The organism is Pseudomonas sp. UME65, assembly GCF_014170225.1.
GTDB classification, from domain to species: domain Bacteria; phylum Pseudomonadota; class Gammaproteobacteria; order Pseudomonadales; family Pseudomonadaceae; genus Aquipseudomonas; species Aquipseudomonas protegens.
In genome coordinates this window covers 319,393-345,718 of sequence record NZ_LZZQ01000011.1, presented here as the reverse complement: position 1 = coordinate 345,718, position 26,326 = coordinate 319,393, and the positions used below count along the sequence as shown (strand labels likewise).

General features: G+C 64.4%; 20 protein-coding genes and 1 pseudogene. 3 read left to right on the top strand and 18 right to left on the bottom strand.

The window, feature by feature from the left end:
* Positions 1-168 precede the first annotated feature (168 nt).
* The 12 genes from hutG to hutC all read right to left on the bottom strand — a co-directional run bounded on the left by hutG (position 169) and on the right by hutC (position 14,820).
* Positions 169-969 carry an N-formylglutamate deformylase gene (hutG, locus tag A9971_RS12585; RefSeq protein WP_019095427.1) on the bottom strand — a complete coding sequence of 267 codons (801 nt, stop codon included), beginning with the start codon at positions 967-969 and terminating at the stop codon, positions 169-171.
* 10 nt (positions 970-979) lie between these two features.
* A complete protein-coding gene (gene hutI, locus A9971_RS12580) occupies positions 980-2,185 on the bottom strand; it encodes an imidazolonepropionase (RefSeq protein WP_152685890.1) in 1,206 nt (401 codons plus the stop codon).
* 10 nt (positions 2,186-2,195) lie between these two features.
* Positions 2,196-3,608 (bottom strand): amino acid permease, encoded by a 1,413-nt coding sequence (locus A9971_RS12575; protein WP_015633849.1) that lies wholly within the window; start codon positions 3,606-3,608, stop codon positions 2,196-2,198.
* 156 nt (positions 3,609-3,764) lie between these two features.
* On the bottom strand, positions 3,765-5,303 hold the full coding sequence (hutH, locus tag A9971_RS12570) for a histidine ammonia-lyase (RefSeq protein WP_019095429.1): 1,539 nt from the start codon (positions 5,301-5,303) through the stop codon (positions 3,765-3,767).
* Between the two features lie 117 nt (positions 5,304-5,420).
* The gene (gene hutH / locus A9971_RS12565) at positions 5,421-6,944 is read right to left on the bottom strand and encodes a histidine ammonia-lyase (protein ID WP_011058781.1); all 1,524 of its coding nucleotides are present in this window, start codon (positions 6,942-6,944) and stop codon (positions 5,421-5,423) included.
* An 80-nt stretch (positions 6,945-7,024) separates the two neighbouring features.
* Positions 7,025-7,855, bottom strand: a complete 831-nt coding sequence (locus A9971_RS12560; protein ID WP_011058780.1) for a glycine betaine/L-proline ABC transporter ATP-binding protein — start codon at positions 7,853-7,855, stop codon at positions 7,025-7,027.
* The gene (locus A9971_RS12555) at positions 7,852-8,703 is read right to left on the bottom strand and encodes a proline/glycine betaine ABC transporter permease (protein WP_011058779.1); all 852 of its coding nucleotides are present in this window, start codon (positions 8,701-8,703) and stop codon (positions 7,852-7,854) included. Before A9971_RS12555 ends, A9971_RS12560 begins: the two co-directional genes overlap by 4 nt.
* A gap of 71 nt (positions 8,704-8,774) precedes the next feature.
* A complete protein-coding gene (locus tag A9971_RS12550; protein ID WP_011058778.1) occupies positions 8,775-9,740 on the bottom strand; it encodes an ABC transporter substrate-binding protein in 966 nt (321 codons plus the stop codon).
* A gap of 75 nt (positions 9,741-9,815) precedes the next feature.
* Complete coding sequence (locus tag A9971_RS12545) at positions 9,816-11,285, bottom strand: cytosine permease (protein WP_015633845.1); 1,470 nt, start codon at positions 11,283-11,285, stop codon at positions 9,816-9,818.
* Between the two features lie 129 nt (positions 11,286-11,414).
* Positions 11,415-13,097, bottom strand: coding sequence for a urocanate hydratase (hutU, locus tag A9971_RS12540; protein ID WP_011058776.1), 1,683 nt, complete (start codon positions 13,095-13,097; stop codon positions 11,415-11,417).
* Between the two features lie 404 nt (positions 13,098-13,501).
* Positions 13,502-14,074 (bottom strand): HutD family protein, encoded by a 573-nt coding sequence (locus tag A9971_RS12535; RefSeq protein WP_011058775.1) that lies wholly within the window; start codon positions 14,072-14,074, stop codon positions 13,502-13,504.
* Positions 14,071-14,820, bottom strand: coding sequence for a histidine utilization repressor (gene hutC / locus A9971_RS12530; protein ID WP_011058774.1), 750 nt, complete (start codon positions 14,818-14,820; stop codon positions 14,071-14,073). The genes A9971_RS12535 and hutC overlap by 4 nt, the downstream gene beginning before the upstream one ends.
* A 107-nt stretch (positions 14,821-14,927) precedes the next feature.
* Between hutC and A9971_RS12525 the strand changes: the two genes are divergently transcribed.
* Positions 14,928-16,292, top strand: a complete 1,365-nt coding sequence (locus tag A9971_RS12525; RefSeq protein WP_011058773.1) for a formimidoylglutamate deiminase — start codon at positions 14,928-14,930, stop codon at positions 16,290-16,292.
* An 81-nt stretch (positions 16,293-16,373) separates the two neighbouring features.
* Here the strand turns inward: A9971_RS12525 and A9971_RS12520 are convergent, their stop codons facing one another.
* Together A9971_RS12520 and A9971_RS12515 are read right to left on the bottom strand one after the other, a co-directional pair.
* Positions 16,374-16,943, bottom strand: a complete 570-nt coding sequence (locus tag A9971_RS12520) for a lipocalin family protein (RefSeq protein ID WP_011058772.1) — start codon at positions 16,941-16,943, stop codon at positions 16,374-16,376.
* A gap of 35 nt (positions 16,944-16,978) precedes the next feature.
* The gene (locus A9971_RS12515) at positions 16,979-17,233 is read right to left on the bottom strand and encodes a hypothetical protein (protein ID WP_011058771.1); all 255 of its coding nucleotides are present in this window, start codon (positions 17,231-17,233) and stop codon (positions 16,979-16,981) included.
* 210 nt (positions 17,234-17,443) lie between these two features.
* On the opposite strand from A9971_RS12515, the pseudogene A9971_RS33140 reads away from it, so the two are divergent.
* Together A9971_RS33140 and A9971_RS33135 are read left to right on the top strand one after the other, a co-directional pair.
* Positions 17,444-18,550: pseudogene (locus A9971_RS33140) on the top strand (cache and HAMP domain-containing protein); the annotation flags it as partial.
* Between the two features lie 93 nt (positions 18,551-18,643).
* Positions 18,644-19,408: a methyl-accepting chemotaxis protein gene (locus tag A9971_RS33135; RefSeq protein ID WP_370059460.1), complete on the top strand. Its 765-nt coding sequence runs from the start codon at positions 18,644-18,646 to the stop codon at positions 19,406-19,408.
* Positions 19,409-19,443: 35 nt separating this feature from the next.
* On the opposite strand, the gene A9971_RS12505 is transcribed toward A9971_RS33135, so the two are convergent.
* From A9971_RS12505 to A9971_RS12490, 4 genes are all read right to left on the bottom strand, one after another.
* Positions 19,444-20,046, bottom strand: coding sequence for a DUF924 family protein (locus A9971_RS12505; RefSeq protein WP_011058769.1), 603 nt, complete (start codon positions 20,044-20,046; stop codon positions 19,444-19,446).
* Between the two features lie 3 nt (positions 20,047-20,049).
* The gene (locus A9971_RS12500; protein WP_011058768.1) at positions 20,050-21,060 is read right to left on the bottom strand and encodes a class 1 fructose-bisphosphatase; all 1,011 of its coding nucleotides are present in this window, start codon (positions 21,058-21,060) and stop codon (positions 20,050-20,052) included.
* Positions 21,061-21,246: 186 nt separating this feature from the next.
* On the bottom strand, positions 21,247-22,620 hold the full coding sequence (locus A9971_RS12495) for a DUF3999 domain-containing protein (RefSeq protein WP_011058767.1): 1,374 nt from the start codon (positions 22,618-22,620) through the stop codon (positions 21,247-21,249).
* Positions 22,617-26,249, bottom strand: coding sequence for a DUF2339 domain-containing protein (locus A9971_RS12490; protein WP_183000663.1), 3,633 nt, complete (start codon positions 26,247-26,249; stop codon positions 22,617-22,619). Before A9971_RS12490 ends, A9971_RS12495 begins: the two co-directional genes overlap by 4 nt.
* Positions 26,250-26,326 lie beyond the last annotated feature (77 nt).

Genomic DNA, 26,326 nt, shown 5'->3' with positions numbered 1-26,326 from the left:
GGGGACTACATTTATTCTGCCGTCCGGCATCATAAACCCGAATTACGCAATGAGCATGTCCTTGGAGAAAACAGGGTTGTTTGCAGGTTTTGCGCGGGGGTCGAAGGCGCTTCGCGAGCAAGCGCGCTCCTACACAAAGGCGTGTACCCGCTGTAGGAGCGCTTGCGGTCAGGCGTAACGTTCCTGCCCCCAGGCCAGCAGCCCCTGGAGCAATTCCTTGAGCACCACCTGGGTCGGTGCTGCCAGGTCCTCGCGATAGCGGAACGGTTCGAACTCTTCCATGTAGGCGCTCTGTGCCAGTTCCAGTTGCACGGCATGGATATGCTCGGCCGGGTTGCCGTAGTGGCGGGTGATATGCCCACCCTTGAAGCGCCCGTTGAGCACATGGGTGTAGCCGCCGTGGCCGGCGCAGATCGCCTCCAGCCGGCTGGCCAGTTGCGGATCGCAGCTGGCGCCATTGAAAGTGCCGAGGTTGAAGTCCGGCAGCTTGCCTTCGAACAGGTGCGGGATCAGCGAGCGGATGGAGTGGGCATCGAACAGCAGGGCATAGCCGAATTCGGCCTTGAGCCGCGCCAGCTCTTCCTGGAGGGTGCGGTGGTAAGGCCCCCACACCTCGTGCAGGTACTGCTCGCGCTCCTCACTGGACGGCGCCTGACCTTCGACGAACAAGGGCTCGCCGTCGAACAGGGTGGCCGGGTACAGGCCAGTGGTGGCCCCCACGTACAGGGGCTTGTCATCGGACGGGCGGTTCAGGTCGATGACAAAACGCGAATATTCGGCCGCCAGGGTACTGGCCCCCAGCTCCTGGGCGAACTGGTACAGCCGTGGAATGTGCCAGTCGGTGTCCGGCAGGCTCTGCGCCTGGGGCACCAGCCCGGCCGCCACCGCCGGGGTCAGGCGCGTACCGGCGTGGGGCATGCTGATCAGCAGCGGCACCCGGCCTTGTTTGAAATTCAGAACCTTATCCACAACCCTTCTCCTACACAGTCACTTCAACGCCGTGTCGCACGACGCGCTTTTCCAGATCGCCGCCCAGCCAGTAGGCCAGGTCGGCAGGACGATCGATCTGCCAGGCGACGAAGTCCGCCACCTTGCCCACCTCCAGCGAACCATGGGTCTTTTCCATGCCCAGGGCCTGGGCCGCATGCAGGGTAACCCCGGCCAGGGCCTCCTCGGGGGTCATACGGAAACAGGTACAGGCCATGTTCAGCATCAGCCGCAGCGACAACGCCGGTGACGTACCGGGATTGAGGTCGCTGGCCACGGCGATCTTCACCCCGTGCTTGCGCAGGGCTTCCATTGGCGGCAGCTGGGTTTCCCGGAGGAAATAGAAGGCCCCCGGCAGCAACACCGCCACGGTCCCGGACGCCGCCATGGCTATTGCATCCTCCTCGGTCATGAACTCCAGGTGATCGGCGGACAGCGCATGGTAGCGGGCCGCCAGGCTCGAACCATGCAGCGACGACAGTTGCTCGGCGTGCAGCTTGACCGGCAGGCCGAGCTGTTGCGCGGCAATGAACACCCGCTCCACCTGCTCCGGGGAGAACGCCAGGTATTCACAGAAGGCATCCACCGCGTCCACCAGCCCCTCGGCCGCCAGGGCCGGGAGCATCTCGCTGCAGATATGCTCGATGTAGGCATCGCTGCGCTCGGCGTATTCCGGCGGCAGGGCGTGGGCCGCCAGGCAGGTGCTGCGCACGCTGACCGGCAACTCTTCGCCCAGGCGACGGATCACCCGCAGGATCTTGCGCTCGCTGGCCAGGTCCAGGCCGTAGCCGGACTTGATCTCGACGCTGGTCACGCCATCGCGCAACAGGCTCAGCAGACGCTTGCGGGCGCTGCTGAACAGTTCCTCCTCGGTGGCGGCCCGAGTAGCCCGTACGGTACTGGCGATACCACCGCCGGCAGCGGCGATCTCGGCATAGCTCACCCCTTGCAGGCGCTGCTCGAACTCACCACTGCGGTTGCCGCCAAATACCGTGTGGGTGTGGCAATCGATAAAGCCCGGGGTTACCCAGGCTCCAGCCAGGTCATTGACCTGGGCGTAGTCGCCGGCCGGCGCCTCCGAGCGCCGGCCGATCCACTCGATGTGCGCCCCTGACGTCACCATGGCCGCATCCTCGATGATCGAGTAAACACCCGAGGCCATGCTGGCGACGTTGCAGTGTTGCCAAAGAGTTTTCATCCAACCTCCATTAATGGTCAGTAGGTAAAGGAGCGTCGCTCATGATCGCCTGGGCCTGCCCCGCCATGGGCTTGACCCACAGCATATAGGCCACGATCAGTAGAGCGATCCACACTACGCCGACGATCAGCGCTCCCTGGGTTTTCGGGAAATAGCCCAGCACGCCGAAGATGAACAGCATGAAGGCAATGGCCGCCGCCGGGGCCCAAGGCCAGAATGGCACCTTGAACTGCAACTGGGCCACCTGCTCGGCGGTCATCGAACGGCGCATGGCCACGTGAGTCAGGAGAATCATCAGCCACACCCAGACCGTGGCGAACGTGGCCAGGGACGCGATCAGCAGGAAGATGTTTTCCGGGATCAGGTAGTTCAGCACCACCCCGATCAACAGAGTCACGGCCATCACCACCACGGTCATCCACGGCACCCCGTGCTTGGACACCTGGGCAAAGCCCTTGGGCGCCTGCCCTTGCCGGGCCAGGCCATACATCATCCGGCCGGCGCCGAAGATGTCGCTGTTGATGGCCGATACCGCCGCCGAAATCACCACGATATTGAGGATAGTGGCGGCCGAGCTGATGCCCAGGCTGTCAAAGATCTGCACGAACGGGCTGCCCTGGGTACCGATCTGCGGCCAGGGGAAAATCGACATCAGCACGAACAGGGTCAGCACGTAGAACAGCAGGATACGCAGTGGCACGGCATTGATCGCCTTGGGAATGACCCGCTTCGGGTCCTGGGCCTCGCCCGCAGTGACCCCGATGATCTCGATGCCGCCAAAGGCAAACATCACCACTGCAAACGAGGCGATCACCCCACTGATGCCATTGGGCATGAAGCCGCCGTGGGCCCAGAGGTTGGCGGCGCCAGTGGCCTGGTCCTGCGCGGCGCTGCTGATACCGAAGAGCATGATGCCCAAGCCCCCCAGGATCATCGCGACGATCGCCCCGACCTTGAGCAGCGACAGCCAGAACTCCATCTCGCCGAACACCTTGACGTTGCACAGGTTCAGGCCGCCGATGAACAGCACGATGCCCAGCACCCAGATCCAGCGCGCCACTTCGGGAAACCAGAAGCCCATGTAGATGCCAAAGGCAGTCACGTCCGCCAGGCACACGATCAACATCTCGAAGGCGTAGGTCCACCCCAGGATGAAGCCCGGCAACGGCCCCAGGTACTGGCTGGCGTAATGCCCGAACGAACCGGACACCGGGTTGTGCACGGCCATCTCCCCGAGGGCGCGCATCACCATGAAAACCGCCGCGCCACCGATCAGGTAGGCCAGCAACACAGCGGGCCCGGCCATCTGGATGGCCGAGGCCGAACCGTAGAACAATCCTGTACCGATGGCCGACCCCAAGGCCATGAAGCGTATATGGCGGGCTGTCAGCCCTCGGCGTAGTCCACTGTCTTGCGATTGCATGTCATCGTCCCTTTTATTGTTATCGGACAAGTCCGCCCCGCGCAGGGGTGCGGGGCGGAGGAAGCAGACGCTCCGCGCCTGTCTTGCAGGTAAAGCCAACCAGCACGGGCCGCAGCTCCACGCCGAGCGCGAAGCTGCCTGGCGGCCCGGCGTGCATTACAGGCTCGGCAACAACCGGGCTGGCAGCAGCCCGTTCAGGCAACGCGAAGCCAGCAACTCACTGGCGGCGTTGATGTCCGGTGCAAAGAAGCGGTCCTTCTCGTAGTACGCCACTTTCTCGCGCAAGGTGGCACGGGCCTTTTCCAGGGTCGGCGAGGTTTTCAGGCCTTCGCGCAGGTCCAGCCCCTGGCAGGCCGCCAGCCATTCCACAGCCAGGACACCACGGGTGTTCTCGGCCATTTCCCACAAGCGCTTGCCGGCGGCCGGGGCCATGGAGACGTGGTCTTCCTGGTTGGCAGAGGTAGGGATGCTGTCCACCGAGTGCGGGTGGGCCAGGGCTTTGTTCTCGCTGGCCAGGGCCGCGGCGGTGACCTGGGCGATCATGAAGCCGGAGTTGACCCCGCCATTGGCCACCAGGAACGGCGGCAGCTGGGACATGTGCTTGTCCATCATCAGCGAGATCCGCCGTTCGCTCAGGGAGGCGATCTCGGCGATGGCCAGGGCCATGTTGTCGGCGGCCATGGCCACCGGCTCGGCGTGGAAGTTGCCACCGGAAATCACGTCACCTTCGGCGGCGAACACCAGCGGGTTGTCCGACACAGCGTTGGCTTCCACCACCAGCACTTCGGCAGCCTGGCGCAACTGGGTCAGGCAGGCGCCCATCACTTGTGGCTGGCAACGCAGGGAATACGGGTCCTGGACCTTGTCGCAGTTCTTGTGCGACGCGGATACCTCGGTGCTGTCCCCCAGCAACGCGCGATAGGCCGCGGCGGTATCGATCTGCCCGCGCTGACCACGAGCGGCGTGAATCCGCGGGTCGAATGGCGAGCGCGAACCCAGCACCGCTTCCACGGTCAGGCCGCCGCACACCAGGGCGCCGGCGAACAGGTCTTCGCCCTCGAACAGACCGCGCAAGGCGTATGCGGTGGAAACCTGGGTGCCGTTGAGCAGCGCCAGGCCTTCCTTGGCGGCCAGGGTCAACGGCTTGAGGCCGGCCACTTCCAGGGCCGCTGTCGCTTCCAGCCACTGCCCCTTGTAGCGCGCCTTGCCCTCGCCCAGCAGCACCAGGGACATGTGGGCCAAAGGCGCCAGGTCGCCGGAAGCACCCACCGAGCCCTTGAGCGGGATGTGCGGGTAGACCTCGGCGTTGATCAGGGCGATCAAGGCGTCGATCACCTGGCGGCGGATCCCGGAGAAGCCACGGCTCAGGCTGTTGACCTTGAGCACCATGATCAGGCGTACCAGGTCATCGCTGATAGGCTCGCCAACACCGGCGGCGTGGGACAGCACCAGCGAGCGCTGGAGGTTTTCCAGGTCGGCGCTGGCAATGCGGGTCGAGGCCAGCAGGCCAAAACCGGTGTTGATGCCATAGGCAGTACGATTCTCGGCGAGGATCTGCTCGACACAGGCGACGCTGGCGTCGATCTGCGCCGAGGCGCTGCCATCCAGGGTCAGGGTCAGCGGCTGCTGATAGATGGCCCGCAGTTGGGCCAGGGTCAGTTGGCCGGGAATCAGGTTTAGCGCAGTCACATTCATGCTCCTTTTGAGAGTTTTGTAATAACTAGCCAGTCGCTCCGGAAGCTTCCGTTGTCCGTCGCCACCCGCAGCTTGAGCAGGTGGCGCCTTGGCACGCTGGCGATGGGGAAATCCGTTTTATTGCACCTTGGAAAAGCGTTTGTTGAGCAATCGCGGGTCCTTGAGCAAGGCCGCCACGCTGGCGATATCCGGGGCCAGCCAGCGGTCCTGGTCGTAGGCCGGAACCCGCTCGCGCAGCAGGCACCAGGCAATGCCGGTGCCGGTGCCGAAGCGCTGCTCCTTGAGAAATTCGAATGCCTGGGCCGCCAGCAGGTACTCGATGGCGAGGATCTGGGTGCAGTTTTCCAGCACCTGCAGCAGCTTCAGGGCGGCGTTGGTGCCCAGGCTCAGGTGGTCTTCCTGCAGGCCCGAGGTGACGAAGTTGTCGAGCACCGCCGGCTGTGCCAGCTGGCGGTTCTGCGCGCACAGCGAGGCCGCCACGTACTGCACGATCATCATCCCGGAGTTGACCCCGGGCTCGGCCACCAGGAACGCCGGCAGGCCACTGACATGGGGGTTGATCAGGCGGTCCAGGCGGCGCTCGGCGATGGAGCCTATCTCGGCCATGGCAATCGCCAGCACGTCCGCCGCCAGGGCCACCGATTGGCCGTGGGGGTTGGCCTGGGACACCACCCGATAGTTGTCCGGGGTGCCCAGCAGCAACGGATTGTCGGTGGCGGCATTGAGCTCGGTTTCCACCTGCCTGGCCGCGTGGGCCAGTTGATCCCGGGCAGCACCGTGCACCTGGGGAATCGAGCGAATGCTCAGGGCGTCCTGGGTACGGATGCCCTTGCTGGAAGCGATCACCTCGCTGCGGTCGAGCAAGGCCCGCAGGTTGCTGCCCACCACCTGCATGCCGGGGTGCGCCTTGAGGGCGATGATCTCGGCATCAAAGGCGGCGATCTGGCCGCGCAGGGCCTCGAAGCTCATGGCGCCGATCACGTCGGCCCACTGCAACAGGCGGCTGGCATCGGCCAGGGCCAGGCAACCGAGGCCGGTCATGCACGGCGTGCCGTTGACCAGGCACAGACCATCCTTGGCCCCCAGTTGCACCGCTTGCAGCCCTTCCTCGGCCAGGGCCTGCTCGGCGCTGACGATGTGCCCGCGATAGCTGACCTGACCGACGCCGAGCAGCGCCACGCCGATATGGGCCATGTGGGTCAGGTAGCCCACCGAACCCTGCGACGGCACCTGCGGGGTGATCCCGCGATTGAGCAGCGCCAGCAGCGCCTGGACCACCTGCCGGTGGATCCCGGACTTGCCGTGGCTGTAGTTGATGATGGCCGCACAGATGATCGCCCGGGTCTGTTCGTCGGCCAGCACCGGGCCAACTCCGCAGGCATGGCTGAGCAGGGTATTGCGCGACAGCTGGCTGAGCTGCTCGCCGGCCAGCAACACATTGCACAAGGCCCCAAGGCCGGTGCTGATGCCATAGGCGCGCTCGCCGCTGTCCACCACTTTGCGCACGATGGCCTGGGCGTTGTCGATCCGCGCCCAGGCCTGCTCCGAGAGTTCGAGCTCAGCACCGTGGCGGGCGACGGCGACAACATCCTGCCAACCCAGGGGGGCGTCGGCGATTACGATCTTTTCAGCCTGGAACATCGTTAACCTCGTGGTGAAATCCGGGGGCCTCTTCGCTGGCAAGCCAGCTCCTACGGGCCCGGGGCTTGTGGGCTGTTGAACTACACCGTCGCGGCACGACGCTGGACGAAACGGTCGACGTACTCATCCGCCGGTGAATGCAGGATCTCCCTGGGCGTGCCCACCTGGATCAGGCGGCCGTCCTTGAGGATCGCGATGCGGTTGCCGATGCGCACGGCCTCGTCCAGGTCATGGGTGATGAAGACGATGGTCTTGTGCAGCGTCTTCTGCAGCTCCAGCAACTGGTCCTGCATTTCTGCGCGGATCAGCGGGTCGAGGGCGCTGAAGGCCTCGTCCATGAGAATGATGTCGGTGTCCGCCGCCAGGGCCCGGGCCAGGCCGACCCGCTGGCGCATGCCGCCGGACAGCTGGTGCGGGTACTTGTTCTCGTAGCCCTTGAGGCCCACGGTGTTGATCCAGTGCAAGGCACGCTCGGCACACAGTGCCTTGCTCTCGCCGCGCACCTTGAGGCCGTAGGCAACATTGTCCTGCACGTTGCGGTGGGGCAGCAGGCCGAAGCTCTGGAACACCATGCTGATCTTGTGCCGGCGAAACTGGCGCAGGGCCTCCATGTCGTATTGCAGGATGTCCTCGCCGTCCACCAGGATCGCGCCGCTGGTGGGGTCGATCAGGCGGTTGAAGTGGCGCACCAGGGTCGACTTGCCAGAGCCGGACAGGCCCATGATGACGAAGATCTCGCCGGTGCCGATGCTCAGGGACAGGTCGTTGACCCCGACCACACAGCCGGTCTCGGCCAGCACCTGGTCCTTGCCCTTGCCTTGGCGGATCATCGCCAGGGCATCGGCAGGGCGACTGCCGAAAATCTTGAAGACGTTCCTCACTTCGATCTTGCTGATGGCAGCGCTGCTCATTTGCTCACCTCATGGCGCGGACGACCGTAGGCCTGGGTAATGCGGTCGATCACCACCGCCAGAATCACGATCGCCAGCCCCGCTTCCAGGCCGCGCCCGACGTTGAGGGTCTGGATCCCCACCAGCACATCCTCGCCCAGGCCACGGGCACCGATCATCGAGGCGATCACCACCATCGACAGGGCCATCATCGTGGTCTGGTTGATCCCGGCCATGATGCTCGGCAGGGCCAGGGGCAGTTGCACACCGAACAGCTGCTGCCAGCGGTTGGCGCCGAAGGCGTTGATCGCCTCCATCACCTCGCCGTCCACCTGGCGGATCCCCAGGTCGGTGAGGCGGATCAAGGGCGGCGCGGCGTAGATCACCGTAGCGAAGATCGCCGGCACCTTGCCCAGGCCGAACAGCATCAGCACCGGGATCAGGTACACGAAGCTGGGCATGGTCTGCATGATGTCCAAGAGCGGCATCAGCACTGAGCGCAGGCGGTTGCTGCGGGCCGAGAGGATCCCCAGGGGGATGCCGATCAGCACCGAGATCAGGGTGGCCACCAGCATCAGCGCCAGGGTCTGCATCAGCTTGTCCCACAGCCCCACCGCGCCCACCAGGAACAGCAGGCCGACGATCACCGCGGTGGTCAGCAGCTTGCGGGTGGCGTGCCAGGCGATACCGCCGACAATCGCCAGCATCAGCCACCAGGGCGCCATGCGCAGCAGGCCTTCGAGGTTGACGATGGCCCACAGCAGGGTGTCGGAAATGTGCCGGAACACATCGCCATAATGGGTCACCAGGGCGTCGACCCAGCCGTTGACCCAATCGGCGATGGAAAACGTGAAGCTTTCTGGAAACATAGGAAACTCTCGCTCAAAGGAGGTTGCTGTCCGGTTGCCGACGGCCCTTGGAGCCGCCGGAAAAGCCCGGGCTACAGGGCCGCGTCGATTTTCCCGGCGGCCTCTTCACTGACCCATGGGTGCCAGACTTCAGGATGTTCCTTGAGAAAGAGTTTCGCCAGTTTCGGCGACTCGATGCGCTCGCGGCTCATGCGCGCCAGATTCTGGTTGAGCAGGTCGATCGGCAGGTTGACCTTTTCCAGTACCGCCACCAGCTCCGGGGCCTCGTCGTGGAAGACTCTGGACAAGCCGACCTTGATGCTCACGCTCTTGTCGACGCCAGGTTTCTCATCGAGCTTGACCAGGTCCACCTGGCCCATCAGCGGGGTCGGCGACCAGTAGTAGAAGAGGATCGGCTCGCCGCGCTTGTAGCTCGACAGTACCGCCGCATCCAGGGCCGGGCCGGTGCCCGGGCGGAAGTTGGTGTAGCTGCTTTCCAGGCCGTAGCTCTTGAGCATCTCGCTGTTGTCCAGCTCGCAGGTCCAGCCCGCCGGGCAGTTGTAGAAACGCCCCTTGCTCGGTTCTTCCGGGTCCTTGAACACGCTGGCGTACTTGCCCAGGTCGGCAATGTTCTTCAGGTCCGGGGCCTTGGCTTCGAGCTTGCGCTTGGCGTCGCCTTCGATCACGTAGCGCGGGACGTACCAGCCTTCGACAGCACCCACCACCGGCGCGCCGACGCCCACCACCTTGCCGGCCTTCTCGGCCTTGTTCCACACCTCGCTGCGGCCCACCCACTCTTCGGCGAAGATCTGGATGTCATTGCTGCCCAGAGCGTTTTCCATGGTGATGGAGTTGCCCGGCAGGCTGTCGGTCTTGCAGCCGTAGCCCTTCTCCAGGACCAGCTGCAGCACGTCGGTCAGCAACATGCCGCTTTCCCAGTTCAGGCCGGCGAACTTCACCGCCTTGCCCGACTCGCACCAGCCCGCGGCCTGGGCGCCGGAAGCGGCCAGCAGGCCCATGGACAGCAACGTGGTCAGCAGGGTCTTATGCATTTTCATTGTGTGACGCTCCTAATCATGAGTTGGCTTACGGCAGTTAAGAGGCATCCAGCCCTGTCCACGTCCAATCAAGACTCATACCGCTGCAGCGCGGGTGGTCCCACTCGTTTTTTGTTCGGTGGGCGCGCCCTGCTCTATTGGCAGGATCAGGTGCTCGGGCACCGCGCCATGCCACTTCTTCGCACAGGCGTAGTACAACGCCGCGGGCACCACCAGGCCGATGATCCAGGAGATGTCGGTATCTCCGAGGCTCGCCACCAGGGGGCCGGTGTAGAAGTGGGTGGAAATGAACGGCATCTGAATCAGCACGCCGAACACATAGATACTGATGCCCATGACATTCCAGCGGCCGTAGCGACCGTCCGGATTGGACAGCGCGGGGATGTCATAGCGCTCCTTGGTAATGCAGTAGAAATCCACCAGGTTGATCGCACTCCAGGGCGTGAAGAACGCCAGCAGGAACAGGATGAAGGCGGAGAAATCCTTGAGGAACGAATCCTTGCCCAACAGTGCCAGGGTGGCGGCAAGCGAGACCATGATGAAGATGTAGAACAGGCGCACACCGCTGCCGATATGCCGGCTGCCGCGAAAGCCGCTGATGATGGTGGCGATCGACATGAAGCTGCCGTAGGCATTCAACGTGGTCACCGTGACCTTGCCGAAGGCCACGGCGAAATACAGCAGGCCGGCGACGATACCGGTACCGCCGAGGCTGACGATGAACGACACCTCGTGGTGGGCGAACTGGGACCCGGCCAGGGCCGCCGCGAAGACCCCGAAGACCATCGCGGCCTGGGCCCCGATCACCGAACCCAGGCCTACGGCCCAGAAGGTTTTCGCCGCCGAGGTGCTGCGCGGCAGGTAACGCGAGTAGTCCGCCACATAAGGGCCGAAGGCGATCTGCCAGGAAGCCGACAGCGATACCGCCAGCAGGAAGCTGGCCAGGGAAAAATGCTTGTTGCCGAGCAGGGCCGCGATGTCGTTGCCTGCCAGCAGCTTGTAGAACAGGTAGATGAAGGCCACCACGCCAAGCACGCTGGCGATCCGCCCGATGCCGTGGATGACCCGGTAGCCGAAAATGGTGAAGACCATGATCGAGCCGGCGAACAGCAAGATGCCGGCCCAGTCTTCGACGTGCAGCAGTTGCGCCACAGCCTGCCCCGCCAGCAGCGAACCGCTGGCGGAAAAGCCGACGTACATCAGGCACACCAGCACCAGGGGAATCACCGCACCGTACACGCCGAACTGCACGCGGCTGGAGATCATCTGCGGCAGCCCCAGTTGCGGGCCCTGGGCGGCATGCAGGGCCATGACCCCGCCCCCCAGCAACTGACCGACCAGCAAGCCGATCAGCGACCAGAACACATCACCGCCCAGGACCACTGCCAGGGCGCCGGTGACAATGGCGGTGATCTGCAGGTTGGCGCCCAACCACAGGGTGAATTGACTCAAGAGACGACCGTGTCTTTCCGCTTCCGGGATGTAGTCGATCGAACGCCTTTCGATCAACGGTTTGTTGCTTGCACGATCATTCGCTAAAGCCATGGACGTCGAACCTCTAGTGGGCACTGCAGACGATTTCCCCTGTAGGAGCGAGCGGGCTTGCGAGGCGGTGTGCCTGATGCACCGCGGTGCATGCTTGGCCAGCAAGCTGGCTCCTACAGAGAGCGGTGGTTACTTGCCGGTGATCATCGGCAGATTCAGGCCCTGTTCCTTGGCGCAATCGATGGCGATCTGGTAGCCGGCATCGGCGTGACGCATCACCCCGGTGGCCGGGTCGTTGTGCAGCACCCGGGCAATACGCTCGGCCGCTTCATCGGTGCCGTCGCAGACGATCACCATCCCCGAATGCTGGGAGAAGCCCATGCCGACGCCGCCGCCGTGGTGCAGGGAAACCCAGGTCGCGCCACTGGCGGTGTTCAACAGGGCATTGAGCAGCGGCCAGTCGGATACGGCATCGGAACCGTCCTGCATGGATTCGGTTTCACGGTTCGGGCTGGCCACGGAACCGGAGTCCAGGTGGTCGCGACCGATGACGATCGGTGCCGACAGCTCGCCGCTGCGGACCATTTCGTTGAAGGCCAGGCCGAGCTTGGCGCGCAGGCCCAGGCCAACCCAGCAGATCCGTGCCGGCAAGCCCTGGAAGCTGATGCGCTCGCGCGCCATGTCCAGCCAGTTGTGCAGGTGGGCGTCGTCGGGGATCAGTTCCTTGACCTTGGCGTCGGTCTTGTAGATGTCCTGCGGGTCGCCGGACAGCGCCGCCCAGCGGAACGGGCCGATGCCACGGCAGAACAGCGGACGGATATAGGCCGGGACGAAGCCGGGGAAGTCGAAAGCGTTTTCCACGCCCTCTTCCTGGGCCATCTGGCGGATGTTGTTGCCGTAGTCGAAGGTCGGAACCCCCATTTTCTGGAAGTCCAGCATGGCTTGGACGTGCACGGCCATGGACTGCTTGGCCGCCTTGATCACCGCCGCCGGCTCGGTCTGGGCGCGGTCACGGTACTGCTCCCAGGTCCAGCCCTTGGGCAGGTAGCCGTTCAGCGGGTCGTGGGCGCTGGTCTGGTCGGTGACCATGTCCGGGCGCACGCCGCGGCGTACCAGTTCCGGCAGGATCTCGGCAGCGTTGCCGCACAGGGCAATGGAGATGGCACGGCCTTCGGCGGTGTATTTCTTGATCCGCGCCAGGGCGTCGTCCAGGTCGGTGGCCTGCTCGTCGACGTAGCGGGTCTTGAGGCGGAAGTCGATGCTGGTCTGCTGGCACTCGATGTTCAGCGAGCAGGCTCCGGCCAGGGTCGCGGCCAGTGGCTGGGCACCGCCCATGCCACCCAGACCGGCAGTCAGCACCCAACGGCCCTTGAGGTTGGAATCGTAATGCTGGCGGCCGGCTTCGACGAAGGTTTCATAGGTGCCCTGGACGATGCCCTGGCTGCCGATGTAGATCCAGCTGCCGGCGGTCATCTGGCCGTACATGGCCAGGCCCTTGGCATCCAGTTCGTTGAAGTGTTCCCAGCTGGCCCAGTGCGGCACCAGGTTGGAGTTGGCGATCAGTACCCGCGGGGCGTTGCTGTGGGTCTTGAACACGCCCACCGGCTTGCCGGACTGCACCAGCAGGGTTTCGTCGTCATTCAGATGGGTCAGGGCCTCGACGATCTTGTCGTAGCACTCCCAGTTGCGCGCCGCGCGGCCGATGCCGCCGTACACCACCAGCTCCTTGGGGTTCTCGGCAACTTCCGGGTCGAGGTTGTTCATCAACATGCGCAGCGGCGCTTCGGTCAGCCAGCTCTTGGCGGTCAGCTTGTTGCCGCGTGCAGCACGGATTTCGACGTTACGGTATTTAGTTGGCTTGCTGTCGGTCACGGAAAAACTCCTCGGCGATGAGTCCAAGGTGCGAAGAGGATTCCATCGACTCTTACGCACACATATTTACTTGTACATACAAGCATATGCAATCAAGCGGCCAACTCCCTTGAGATCATTCTCATAAACCTGACGAACACATCGCAGGCCTTGTAGAACGGGGCTTTCAACCAAAGATAAATTTTCAGCGAAGGTTTTTTGCCACGCACGCGGCTGTTACCAGGATGGGCTTTTGCGCCGAGCTGGGGCGTTCGGTAACAAATGAGTGCGCGCAAGAAACAGCAGGCGCGCCGGCGCAGGCACGCAGGACCCCGCACGAAGCCGAGGGCAACCAAGCACGAATAAAGAAAGGAGGTTTGCAGCATCCGCAGGCCGTATCCCGGCCTGCGGCAAGATGTGATGAATCAGCGGGCGGTGAGTTCGATCACGCAGCACAGCCCGTCCAGGGCGACTTCCAGCAGCCCGCGATTGCCTTCCAGGCGCAGGCAGTCATAACGCCCCAGTGCTTGCACCGGTGCGCTACCGGTATCCACCCAGGCTTGCTCGGCAGCACTGAACAGCAACAAGGTGTGCGCCTGGGTGAAAAACCGCTGCTGGCCATCGAGCCACTGCAAACGGGCGACGTAGCGCTGTGGGCAATAGATCAGGTTGAAGTCGCGAATCGCCCCCTCCAGCAGTGTGCAATCGACCTGGCTGGCGCCGCTGAAGGCAAAGGCGTCCAGAGGCAACAGCGGCCGCACATCCTCGCCATCGATGGTCAGTTGCATGCCCGCCCCCTGGAGCACGGTGATGACCCGCTGGTAACCGGCAAAACTGGAAAACCCGCCGGACTCGGCGATATCGGCAATCGACAGGCGCCAGCCGAAACCGTCCAGGCCGTCACCGGTATCCCGGGCAATCTCTTCGGTGCTGCCTCCACCGTTTTTCCAGGGCATGCGTGGGTAGTCGGCGGCACGCAGATGGGTGAGCTGGATCATTTGTGAAAGCGCCCTTCCAGACGATGACGGGAACCGGGGTGGATCAGCCGCGCGGCGGTCACCGGCTGGCGCCCGGACCAGGTGCGACGGCGAATCAGCAGGCAAGGCTCGCCCCGCTCGATCTGCAGCAGCCGGCATTCTTCGGCTTCGGCGAGAATCGCCTCCACCACATGCTCGCCCTCGGTCAGGGGCGCGACCTGGGACAGATAGGCGTAGGGAGTCTGCAGGGTGAAGTCCTGCTTGAGGTACTCCGGCGCCACCAGGGCGTTGACGAAACGGTCCTCGATCTGCACCGGGATGTCGTTCTCGAAATGCACGATCAGCGAGTGGAAGACCTTCTGCCCTTCACGCATGTCCAGGGCCAGGGCACGCTCGGAACCGGCGGCCTCCTCGCCCAGGGTGATCACCTGGCAGGTGTGGCGATGACCACGGGACGCGATCTCGTCGGCAATGTTGTGCACTTCGAACAGGGCGGACTGGCTCTTGGGTTCGGCGACGAACGTGCCCACGCCCTGCATCCGCACCAGCATGCCTTCGGCCGTCATCTCGCGCAGCGCGCGGTTGATGGTCATGCGGCTGAAACCCAGCTGATTGACCAGCTCGCTTTCCGAGGGAACACGGTAGTGCGGCGGCCAGTTTCCGCTCTCGATCTGCTGGGTGATCATCTGTTTGACGCGGGCGTACAAGGGCGCCGGACTATCGCCCAAGTGGGCAGCCAGCGGCGATTTGGCAGGCGGAGTCGGCACAGGAAATCCTTGTTGATCGATAAAGGTGGCTAGCTTGCCGGAGTTTACCGGGCAGGCAAACGTCTGTATATGTATATACAAATAACAAACGATAGGGTGCTTGAACCATGTCCGCCTTTTTCGCCGAACGTGCACTGCTGCCTGATGGCTGGGCCAACCATGTACGCCTTGAAGTCAGCGCTAACGGCCAACTGACACAGATCCAGGCCAACGCCAGCGCAGACGGCGCGGAACGGCTCAAGGGCCCGCTGCTGCCGGGCATGCCCAACCTGCACTCCCATGCATTCCAGCGGGCCATGGCCGGGCTGGCGGAAGTGGCCGGCAACCCCAATGACAGCTTCTGGACCTGGCGCGACCTGATGTACCGCCTGGTGGGCAAGATCAATCCCGAGCAGTTGGAAGTCATCGCCCGGCAGCTGTATATCGAAATGCTCAAGGCCGGCTACACCTCGGTAGCTGAATTCCACTACGTGCATCACGACAGCGACGGCAAGCCCTACGCCGACCCCGCCGAACTGTCCCGCCGCATCAGCCAGGCCGCCGCCGGCAGCGGTATCGGCCTGACCCTGCTGCCAGTGCTCTACAGCCACGCAGGCTTTGGTGGCCAGGCACCGAATGACGGCCAGCGCCGCTTCATCAACAGCACCGAAAACTACCTCAAGCTGCAACAGCACTTGCAGCCGCTGCTGGCGCAGCAGGCCAACCAGCAACTGGGCCTGTGCTTTCACTCGTTGCGAGCGGTCACGCCACAGCAGATCAGCGAAGTGCTGGCTGCCAGTGATCGCCATTGCCCGGTGCATATCCACATCGCCGAGCAGCAGAAGGAAGTCGACGACTGCCTGAGCTGGAGCGGCCGGCGTCCATTGCAGTGGCTGTATGAAAACGTCGCGGTGGATCAGCGCTGGTGCCTGGTCCACGCCACCCACGCCAACCCCGAGGAAGTCAGCCTCATGGCCAGAAGCCGGGCCATCGCCGGCCTGTGCCTGACCACCGAGGCCAACCTGGGCGACGGTATTTTCCCGGCGGTGGACTTCCTGGCCCAGGGCGGGCGCCTGGGCATCGGCTCCGACAGCCATGTGTCCTTGAGCGTGGTGGAAGAACTGCGCTGGCTGGAGTACGGCCAGCGCCTGCGGGACCAGCGCCGCAACCGCCTGTACCGCGCCGACCAGCCCATGGTCGGCCGGACCCTGTACGACGCCGCGCTGGATGGCGGGGCCCAGGCCCTGGGACAAGGCATTGGCGCCCTGGCCGTGGGTACCCGCGCCGACTGGCTGGTGCTGGATGGCAACGACCCCTACCTGGCCACCGCCGACGGCGACGGGATTCTCAACCGCTGGCTGTTCGCCGGCGGCGACCGTCAGGTGCGCGATGTGATGGTGGGTGGGCAGTGGGTCGTGCGCGACGGGCGTCACGCCGCCGAAGAAGACAGCAGCCGGGCCTTCACCCAGGTCCTGCGTGACCTGCTCAACTAACCCCGACCTGTAGGAGCCGGCTGGCCGGCGAAAGCATTCTCACGAGCGCCTTCGCCGGCCAGCCGGCTCCTGCGGATGAGCTTATTTCGAGGTCTTGGCCATGGCCGAGTCCGACACCCGCCAGATCAGCCGCGTGGTGTCATACCCCTGCTGGCGAGCCTTGCTCAGCAGCTCCTCGCGCACCGTTTCGTTGACCTCCTTGGTCCGCGACAGCAGCCACAGGTAACGGCGGTTCGGGTTGCCGACAATCGCGGTCTTGTAGTCATCGCTGACGTACAACACCCAGTAGTCGCCCTTGGTAGCGCCCGGCAGCAGCCGCGAGAACCAGTTATCGAACTCCACCCACAGCTTGTCGGTCTTGCCCGGCACTTGAGGCGTGGCCGTACCACGGGCCTCTTCCCATTTCCATTCCGGCGTCAGGCAGCGATTGAGCACCGCCACGTTGCCCTCCGGCAGCAGGGTATAGCGAGCCTCGGATTGCGCACAGTTGCGCTGGAAGTACATGGGCAACCGCGCCAGCTCGTACCAGGTGCCCTGATAACGCTTGAGATCGACGTGGTTGACGGTCTTGGGCGCCAGCGAATCGTCCCGGGACGTGGCGCAGCCGGCCAAGAGCAGGCCGACCAGAAGAGTGACAGCAAAACGCATCATTATTTTTCTCCCGTGGGCCCGAAGCCCCGGTTTTTTTACTTCAGGCCTTGCCCGGAAAACATCAGAACCTTGTCACCGGCGTACTGCACGCTGATAAAGCTGTTCTTGTCACCCCAGGTGCAGCTGGACATGCCCAGCGCGCCCGAACAGTCAGTCGGCTTGCCCAGGAGTTGTTCGACCTCGGCCTTGGGCATACCCGCCGACAGCTTGGAATAGTTTTCCTGATTGACCTTGCTGCACGCGGCCAGCAGCACGCAGAACGACAACAGAGCGAGAGAACGCAGGGACATGGTGAACTCCTGAACAAAAGGGGGAAGGCCTGTCAGCCAACCAGAAGCTTAGAAGAGAAAACCCCCTTCTGGTTCCCCGGGGAGACGGGTATTTCTTGCCTGGCAAACCGGGCAATTGCCTCGTAAATCAAGGACCTTTTTGCCGCACCTGACAGTTCGTCGGCTTTGTGTATCTGCCCCTCATTTTCAGTGGTGGCCAGTCGACATAAGATGCAGCGCAAAGCCCTCCACTGTGGCAAATTGACGCCCCTCGTTGACCAGCCCCTCGCGGTAGTTCATTTAATGACCAGAAATATGAAGTTCAGCCACAAGATCCTGCTCGCCGCCGCCCTTGTGGTTGCCGTTGCGTTCGCCTGTTTTATTCTGTTCAACGACTATCGACAGCGAGAGGCCCTGCGCAGCAGCACCGAAGCCTCGATGCAGGAACTGGGCAGCCTGACCACCAGCAACATCCAGACCTGGCTGGAGAGCCGCATCCAGCTCCTGCAAACCCTGGCCCAGCAGATCGCCGTGGACGGCAGCGGCGCCGATAGCCTGAAACGCAGCGTCGGCCTGCCCGCCTACACCGGCAACTTCCAGCTCAGCTACTTCGGGGGCCAGGACGGCGTGATGTTCTCGGTACCGGCCGGCAACCGCGCCGCCGATTACGACCCCCGTGCCCGCGGCTGGTACAAGGCAGCCACCGGCGCCCAGCGGACCATCGTCACCGAACCCTACATCGCCGCCTCGTCGGGCAAGCTGGTGATCACCGTCGCCACCCCGGTACAGCACCAGAACCAGATGATCGGTGTGGCCGGTGCCGACATCGACCTGTCGAGCGTCAGCGCCATCATCAACTCACTGAACTTCGGCGGTCACGGCCATGCCTTCATCGTCAGTGCCGAGGGCAAGATCCTCATCCACCCTGACAGCAAGCTGGTGCTCAAGAACCTGAGCGAGGCCTACCCCAACGCAGCGCCGAACGTCAGCCCGGGCCTGAAAGAAGTACAGCAGGGCGGCAAGACCCAGTTCATTTCCTTCACCCACGTCAATGGCGTGCCCTCGGCCGATTGGTACGTGGCCCTGGTCCTGGACCAGGACACCGCCTTCGCCATGCTCAGCGAGTTCCGCACCTCGGCCATCATCGCCATGGCCATTGCCGTGGTGATCATCATCAGCCTGCTGGGCATGCTGATCCGCATGCTGATGCAGCCCCTGCACCTGATGGGCCGGGCCATGCACGATATCGCCGAAGGTGAAGGCGACCTGACCAAACGCCTGGTGATCCACGGCCACGACGAATTCGGCACCCTGGGAGTGTCGTTCAACCGTTTCGTCGAACGCATCCACAGCTCGATCCGCGAAGTGTCCTCGGCCACCGGCCAGGTCAACGAAGTGGCCCTGCGGGTCGTGGCTGCCTCCAATTCGTCGATGTTCAACTCCGACCAGCAGGCCTCGCGCACCAGCAGCGTGGCCGCAGCCATCAACCAGCTGGGCGCCGCCGCCCAGGAAATCGCCCAGAACGCAGCCCTGGCCTCGCAGCACTCCAGCGACGCCCGCAGCCTGGCGGAAGACGGCCAGCAGGTAGTGGACAAGACCATCGCCGCGATGCACCAGCTGTCGGCCAAGATCAGCAGTTCCTGCGACAACATCGAAACCCTCAACAGCAGCACGGTGAACATCGGGCAGATTCTGGAAGTGATCACCAGCATCTCCCAGCAGACCAACCTGCTGGCCCTCAACGCCGCCATCGAAGCCGCCCGCGCCGGTGAAGCCGGCCGCGGCTTCGCAGTGGTAGCGGACGAAGTGCGCAACCTCGCCCACCGCACCCAGGATTCGGCGCAGCAAGTGCAGAAGATGATCGAGGAACTGCAGGTAGGCGCCCGTGAAGCGGTGGGCACCATGACCGAAAGCCAGCGCGAGAGCGAGAACAGCGTGGGCATTGCCAACCAGGCCGGCGAGCGCCTGGGCAGCGTGACCCAGCGCATCGGCGAGATCGACGGCATGAACCAGTCGGTGGCCACCGCCACCGAGGAGCAGACCGCCGTGGTGGAGTCGATCAACGTCGACATCACCGAGATCAACACCCTCAACCAGGAAGGCGTGGAAAACCTCCAGGCCACCTTGCGCGCCTGCGCCGACCTGGAGCAGCAGGCCAAGCGCCTGCAGCATCTGGTGGGCAGTTTCCGAATCTGAGTAACAGCTTCGCCGGCTTGCCGACGAAAGTGCCCTTAAAAACGCGAACCGGGCTCGCGCAGGAAAGCCAGTTCCTCGGCCGTGGATTCGCGGCCCAGGATGGCATTGCGATGGGGGAAGCGCCCAAAGCGGGCAATGACTTTCTGGTGCCGTTCGGCGTAGTCCAGGTTGTCGGCAAACACTGCACGCTCGTCCGCTGGCTGTTCATCGTGCAGGGCGGTAAAGCGTGAAACGCTCTCGTTCTGCACCGCCAGGTTTTCGCAGTGCTCAAACACCAGGTAGATGAAGCAGCGCTGCATGGCCGGCAGGCGCCGGTCAAAATCCGCGGCGATACCCTGGGCCACCAGTGCCTGGGCACGCAGGTCGCCGGCAAATGCCTTGGGAGTGTCGCGATAGATCATCCGTGGCAGTTGGTCGAGCAACAGCACCATGGCCAGCCAACCTTGGGGGCTTTGCGCCCATTCGGTCAAACCGCCAGCCAGGGCCTGCTCCACCAGGCCGGCGAAACGCTGACGCGCTTCGAGGTCCTGGCTGTCGCGCTTGCCGAACCACAACCGGCCCTTGGCAGCGACAATCTCCGCCGGCTTTTCGGCTGAACCGAACCACCAATCAAGCAGAGGCTGCCAGGGCGCGCTCATGGTTTATTCCTTGTGGTAGCCGGTCACGCGGGCCACTTCTTCCTTCGAGCCGAGGAACACCGCCACACGCTGGTGCAGGCCTTCAGGCTGAATGTCGAGAATGCGCTTGTGACCATCGGTGGACGCGCCGCCGGCCTGTTCCACCAGGAACGACATCGGGTTGGCTTCGTACATCAGGCGCAGCTTGCCCGGTTTTTCCGGCTCGCGGCTGTCCCGTGGGTACATGAACAGGCCGCCCCGGGTCAGGATACGGTGCACGTCAGCCACCATCGCCGCGACCCAGCGCATGTTGTAGTTCTTTTTCAGCGGGCCGGTGTCGCCCGCCAGCAGTTCTTCCACGTAGCGCTTGACCGGGGCTTCCCAGTGACGCTCGTTGGACATGTTGATGGCGAATTCCTGGGTGGATTCCGGAATCTTGATGTCTTCGTGGGTCAGGACGAAGCTGCCCATTTCGCGGTCCAGGGTGAAGCCTTTGACGCCGTCGCCCAGGGTCAGCACCAGCATGGTCTGCGGGCCGTAGATGGCGTAACCGGCGGCGACCTGCTGGGTGCCCGGCTGCAGGAAGGCCTTTTCATTCAGGGCTTCGTTCTGGCTCAGGTACTCGTTCGGGCAGCGCAGTACCGAGAAAATGGTGCCGACCGGTGCGTTGATATCGATGTTCGAGGAGCCGTCCAGCGGGTCGAATACCAGCAGGTAGGCGCCTTTGGGGTACTTGCCCGGGATCTGGTAGGCATTGTCCATTTCCTCGGACGCCATGCCGGCCAGGTGGCCGCCCCATTCGTTGGCTTCGAGCAGGATCTCGTTGGAGATCACGTCGAGCTTCTTCTGCACTTCGCCCTGCACGTTTTCCGTGCCCATGCTGCCCAGGACACCGCCCAGGGCGCCCTTGGAAACGGCGTGGCTGATCTCCTTGCAAGCACGCGCCACCACTTCGATCAGGAAGCGCAGATCGGCAGGAGTGTTGTTGCTGCGGGTCTGCTCAATCAAATAGCGACTCAGGGTAACGCGGGACATGGAAGGCTCCGGAGGAATGGGGGGCTAAAAACCCGCGCAGTTTAACGCGAGTCGAGGCGCATTTCCTCCTCTCAGACAGGGAACCGCCAGTTAGAGTTCAGGCGCCGGTTCCAGCGTAGTCAAAAACCCCGGGCACGATGGACCTTGGTGGCGAGGGAGCTTGGTCCCTCGCCACACCTGCCCGCCTCAGGCCGCGGGTTTGCGCAACATGCTGAAGGCCATGCCGGCCAGGGCCAGCACCCCGAGAAGCAATACGGCCCACAGGCCGATCTTCTTCCAGTCCGGCCCGCCTGCCGCCACGGCAGCGGCAGGAGCGACAGTGGCCGAGGCCAGTTGCGCCGCACCCTCGACCTTGGCCTGGCCCAACTGCTTGAGGCGTTGCGCACTGTAGTCGGGGATCAGGGTCGCCAGCGGCAGGTTGGCCGCGCTCGCGGTGGGGTTGCCCAGGGCCAGGGTGTAAGGGCCGGCTCCCCGAGCCAGGAACACCAGTTGGGTGCCACGCACGGCGAACTCCAGGCTCGGGGCCTCGGCGCCCAGGCCGCCACCACGTTCATCCACCACCAGCCTGAGTTGCTGCACGGTCTGCCCCGGCAGTTGCAGTTCGTTCTGCTGTACGTCCTGGCCATTCTGGGTCAGGCGGTACAGCAGGCCATTGCCCAGTGGCTGCCACGGCAGGCTGCTTTCTCGGCGCCCATAAAGCGTGGCCGGAGCCAGGCTGTTGGCCTGGGTCAGGGCAATGCGCACCCGTTCCAGGTTCAAACCCATAGGCAGCTGCCAGGTGTACTCGCCGGCCTTGGCACTGCTGCCCTTCAGGGGCTGCGACCACACCAGCGGCGATGGCAGGCTGCTGGTGGTACTGCTTTGCAATTGCGCCGAAGTCAGCACCGGCGCCGTTTGCGGGGTGTTCCATAACAGGCGCAGGTAGCGCGCCGTCTGCCCGGGCAAGGCCACTTCATGCTGTTCGACCCGTTCGTCGGCGAACGACAGGCGCGCCACCTGGCCTTCGCCCCAGGGCTGCCAGTGCTGCAGGTCGTCGCTGGCTTCGATGCTGAACCGCTGGAAGCCGTCGCGTTCGCTGGTCCAGTCCAGCACCAGTTGCTGCAACGGTGCCTTGATTGCGCTGGCATCCAGCAACCAGCCACGCAGGACCTCCTCGCCGGCCTCCAGTTGAGTGGAGGGCTGAACCTCCACCAGCGTGCCATTGGTGGTGGATTGCACCCGCACGCTGGGGGTGCTGTCGGCGGCATCTGCCGAGCTGTACAACGGGAACCACTTCACATCGCTGAGCGTGTGCTGCTCGGTGGTCTGCGCCTGCTGGCGCGCCAGGGCATAGGCCTGGGGCTCACCGGCAGCGTTGAACACACGGATATCCCGCAGGTCGGTCTGGCTGGCGTGCAGTTGCACCGCCAACGGCAGTTCCAGGCGATACCAGGGCCCCTCGCCGCTCAGGCTCAGGGGTGCCAGGGACTTGAAGTCCCCCGGTTTGTCCTGGGCCACGGCGGACAACGCCACACACAGGCCCACAGCCCCCAACCAGCCCAGGCTCAGCTTCACACTCACGATGACACTCCTTCATTCAACGGTTTGCCAGGCTCGGCTTGCGCCTCGGCGCGCTTGGGCGGCAATGGGGCGAAATAGCCCACCACCAGCAGCAATACTCCCACCCCGATGAACGAGACGATCCGCGCCAGCCCGCCACGGTTGCTCAACTCCACCAGGAACAGCTTGGCCACCACCACGGCAATCAGCACTGCGCCGATCAGCCAGACTTCACGGCGATGACGCAGGTGGCCGCCGATCATCAGGCTCAGGGCAATCAGGGTCCAGACGATGGACAGCCCGGCCTGGACCATCATCGATTCCAGCAACGCATCCGCCTGGAACGGCACGCCGCTCCAATGGTGGGCCGCCCGCATCACCAGCACGGTGAAGAAGGCGAACAGCGACAGCCCCGCCACCAGTTGCGTGGCACGCTCGGCGTAGTCGGCACGGATCGCCAGTTCCCGCACCGCGCTGCGCGACCAGACATAGACGCCGAACAGCGCGAACAGCAGCCCCAGTTCCAGCGGGTTGAGCAGCGGCAGGTAAGGCAGTGGTTCGGCCCGGCCATCGCTGAAGATATTCGCCAGCCAGAACCAGCCGAGCATCAGCACCGCCAGGGGCAGCGCGGCATACAGGCGGTACTCGCGGGAATGGGCAGAAACCGGCCACGGCCAGGCGCGCGGCGCGGCCATCGCCACCAGGTACAGGCTCGGCAGGATCGCCCAGCCCAGCCAGCGCCAGGCGTTGTACTGCTCCGACAACAGCAGCAGGCCATAACGCAGCTCCAGCGCCAGCACGCCGATCAGCAACCAGCAGCCCAGCACATGGGCGATGCTCGCCACCCGTGCCGGCAGCTGCGACACCAGGCGCCGCTGACTGAAGAAGTGCACGGCGAACAACAGGGCCCAGGCCAGCCAGCCGAAATCCGCCGCCGGGTGATAGCGCGGAGCCCAGGAAGCCAGGAGCACCAGGCCCGCGGCCGGTATCAACAGGCTGCACAACAGGCCCAGGGACGACCATTTCAAACGTACCGCCAGCAGCGCCCAGAGCAACACGCTAGCCGCGCTGATCAGCAACAGCAGGTTGGCCTGCCAATGGGCCGGGGCGAAGCGCAGCACTTCCTTGAGCCAGGTAAAGGCCCACCAGCAGGCGCCCCAGGCCAGCAACAGATCGGACAGATGGCCCAGGCTCAAGGTATCGAAGGCCGAACCATGGTTGCCCCGCTGCAGGCGCCAGGCGCCCACCAGGGCCGCCAGGGCCAGGACCATCGGCGTCCAGAAATCGCCATTGGCCAGAGGCCGCGCAGCGTCCGCCGCGACGAAATACCAACCCGAACCGGCCAGCAGGAAAGTGCTGCCGCCAATCACCTGGAGCACCAGGCCGAAGACAAAGCTGGCCCGCTGCTGCAGATACAGGCTGAGCCAGATGATCAGCAGGCCACTGGCGGCCCAGACGCCACTGGCCGTGCTCCAGGGTAGGACGAACAGCACCGCCAGGTTGATCATCATCAGGCCGGCCAGCAGTACCAGGGACAAGCCCCGCAGCAGCCGCGGATCGCTGCGCACCATGTCATTGCGGGCTGCCAGGAGCATGCCGCCGATCAGCGCCAGGCCAATCAGCGAAGCGCTCATCAGCCCGCTCCAGCCGGCGTTGAACACCGCACCGGCATCGCCGTCCGCACCTTGCAGGCGCATCAGGAACAGCGCACCGCCCAACAGCTGCACGGCGAAGGCGGTGAACAGGAACGTCCGCGATTGCAGGCGCAGGCCGACAAACAGCGTCGCCAACCCGGCCACCGCCCAGCTGATGGCGGTGCCCTGGGTGAACAGGTACAACGGCGCCAGCAGGTACAGGAAAGCCAGCCCGGCCACCGCCAGGATCGGCGCAATGCCCTGCTCCCAGCTCGCTACCTGGGTCTTCTGCGCCCGCCGCAACTGGTCGAAGCTGAACAGCAGAGCGACGCCCAGCAGCAACGCCCCCAGCGGCGCGCCATCCAGCAGGCTGGTAGCGCCAGGCTGCAGCTTACTGAGGAAGGCCAGGGCCGACCCCAGTTGCAGCAGCAGGGCGAACGCCCGGGCCAGCGGCCGTTGCTGGCGCAGGCCGAGCCAGAAGATTCCTGCCCCTTCCACGGCCCAGGCAGCGCAGGTCCAGCGCGCATCCAGGCCTAGAGGGATCGCCAGGCTGGCGAAGATCACGCCCAGGGCCAGGCAGGTTTCACCCAGCAACAGGGCGCGGCCGCCCATCAGTAGCCGGGCCAGGACCATGTAGGTCAGGCCCAGGGCCAGGGCACTGAAGGAAGCGGCGAACTCCAGGTGCTGGACCAGCGCCAGTTGCAGGCCGAAGCCCACCAGGGGCGGGCCGAAGAGCATGCTGCCGTCGACGTAGTCACCCTTGCGCGCAGACCAGTGCAGCAGCGCCTGGCGGCTGTCATCCGCCGGTGCGTCGGGCATTTCCAGCAGCTTGCGCCGGGTGAACAGCAGGCCGATGGCCAGGTACATGACAAAGAACAGGATCAGGAAGGGCTCGGTGCTCCACAGCAGCTCCGGCGTGTAGGAGCGCAGGCCCCAGGCAAAGCCGATACCGAAGGTGCCGACAAAGCCGATCAGGTTCAGCAGGCGCCAGGCCTTGAACCAGGCAATGGCCAGGATGCCGGCATTGAGCAGGGCGAAGTAACTGAACAGTGCCACATGGCTGCCGGCGCCGGTGGACGTCAGGATCGGTGCGGCAAAGCCGCCCAGGGCTGCAGCGGCCGCCAGACTGAGGGCGTCCTGGGTAATGGCCAGGATCGCCGAAAACACCGTGACCGCCACCAACAGGCCAAGGGCCGCGGAAGGGTCGAGCAACGGATGCAGGCGCATCGCCGCGAACACCGTCAGGTACAGCACGGCGATACCGGTGCCCTGGAGCATCAGGGCGTAGTTGCTGTTGCGCCGCCGCAACCACCAGCCCAGGCCCAGGAGGCCCAGGGAGCAGGCCGCAACCCCGGCGTAGCGCAGCTCCAGCGGCACCACCATGCCTTCGGTGGCGTAGCGCAGAAGGAAAGCCAGGCCAAGGAACAACAGCACCACGCCGACCCGCAGCACAGTGTTGCCGCCAAACAGCCAGTTGCGCGCGCCGCTCAGGGCGCGCTCGATCAGGTTGGGTTCCCGAGGCGCAGCTACGGACTCACGGGCCGGCGCCTGGGGCTGGGGTTGCCACACCGACTCCGGCACCGGCTGGCTGGCCTCCACGGAGGCGGCAGGGCTCGCTGCCGCGGGCAACTCCCAGACCAGCTCGGGGGCAGCCGGCGCCGGCTCCACGGGCTGGACTTCCTCAAGAATGAATTCGGGAAGGTCTGCAAGTTCCGGCGCGGCGCTCATGCCGCTGCCTGCCTCGGCCAGCGGGGCGCTGGCCTGGGGTTCTGAGGCGGGCTCGGCAGCGGGGCCGCCGGTGCTTTCCAGCAGGGCAAGGCGCTGGCCCAGGGTAGCGAGGGCCTTCTTTGCCTTCTCCAGCTCACGATGCTGGTCGACAACTTGTCGATGCAAGGCGTCGGAACGAATCGCCAGGCCGATGGCCAAGCCCGAGACCGCGCCAATCAGGGCGTCGCTGAAGGACTCGTCAAGGAGCCAGCCCAGTCCCCCTCCCAGCAGCATGAATATCCATTGCATGTGTCGATATCCCTAAGCAGTCCATTGACGGACGGGTGCAACCGTATGGGTGCCCGCGCCGGCAAACCGGTAAAGGC